The 1,519-nt window shown below is 66.0% G+C and carries 1 protein-coding gene; it reads left to right on the top strand.

From position 1 onward, the window contains the following. A partial coding sequence (locus A5753_RS02425; RefSeq protein ID WP_231989972.1) for a condensation domain-containing protein occupies positions 1 to 1,519 on the top strand: 1,519 nt, incomplete at both ends.

Genomic DNA, 1,519 nt, shown 5'->3' with positions numbered 1-1,519 from the left:
GGTGGGGCGTTGATGGGCAGTTGCAGTATTTGGGCCGCGCTGATGAGCAGGTCAAGATCCGTGGGTATCGCATCGAGCTCGGTGATGTGCGCACGGCGCTGGCTGGGCTGGACGGGGTGGATGAGGCGGCGGTAATCGCCCGTGAGGACCGTCCCGGCGACAAGCGTCTGGTCGGTTATGTCACCGGAACCGCTGACCCGGGGGGGCTACGCGAACAACTATCAGACCGGCTCCCGCGCTACATGGTGCCGGCCGCGGTGCTGGCGATCGATGCGTTGCCGTTGACCGCCAACGGCAAGCTCGACGTGCGGGCCCTGCCCGCACCGGACTACCAGGACGGCGATCATTACCGCGCCCCGGCCGGTCCCGTCGAGGACATCCTGGCCGGCATCTATGCCCAGGTGCTCGGACTTGAGCGGGTCGGCGTTGATGACTCGTTTTTTGACCTGGGTGGCGATTCGTTGTCGGCGATGCGGGTCATCGCCGCAGCCAATAAGGCTTTGTGCGCCGGTCTGGCGGTGCGGACCTTGTTCGAGGCGCCCACGGTTGCTCAGTTGGCGACCCGTATCGGTGCCGGTGGGGGTGGGCTGGAGCCGTTGGTGGCCGGTGAGCGGCCGGCGGTGGTTCCGTTGTCGTTCGCCCAGAACCGGTTGTGGTTCCTCGATCAGCTGCATGGCCCGTCCCCGGTCTACAACATCGCGGTGGCGCTGCGGCTGAGCGGGCCGCTGGATGCCGAGGCGTTGGGTGCGGCGCTGACCGATGTGGTGGACCGCCACGAAAGCCTGCGCACCGTGTTCGCCCCCCTGGGGGCAGCGGCGGCTCAACAAATCGTCATCCCAACCCAGCGGGCCGATTTCGGTTGGCGGGTGGTGGATGCCGCTGACTGGTCGGTGGGCCGGTTGGAGGAGGCGATCGGGGCTGCGGCGCGGTATGCGTTTGATCTGGCGGGTGAGATTCCGTTGCGGGCAAGGCTTTTCCGGGTCGCTGAGGATGAGCATGTGTTGGTGGCGGTGGTGCACCATATCGCTGCTGATGGGGCTTCGGTGGGGCCGTTGGTGCGGGATTTGGGTGTGGCGTATGCCAGCCGGTCGGTGGGGCAGGTGCCGGGGTGGGCGCCGTTGGCGGTGCAGTATGTCGATTACACGTTGTGGCAGCGGGCGCAGTTTGGTGAGCTCGAGGACAGTGGTAGTCGTATCGCTGGGCAGTTGGCGTATTGGGAAGATGTGTTGGCCGGGATGCCCGAGCGGGTGCAGTTGCCCACGGATCGGCCGTATCCGGCGGTGGCGGATTATCGCGGGGCCACGGTGGCGGTGGAGTGGCCGGCTGAGGTGCAGGCGCGGGTGCGTCAGTTAGCTGGTGAGCATAATGCGACCAGTTTCATGGTGGTGCAGGCCGCGTTAGCGGTGTTGTTGTCGAAGATCAGCGCCAGTGTTGATGTGGCGGTGGGGTTCCCGATCGCCGGGCGCCGTGACCCTGCGCTCGATGAGTTGGTGGGTTTTTTCGTCAACACGTTGGTGTT

It is taken from the genome of Mycobacterium sp. 852002-51971_SCH5477799-a, from assembly GCF_001667145.1.
GTDB lineage: Bacteria > Actinomycetota > Actinomycetes > Mycobacteriales > Mycobacteriaceae > Mycobacterium.
The sequence above is the reverse complement of the archived record's forward strand: the minus strand, read 5'-3'. Positions and strand labels throughout refer to the sequence as shown.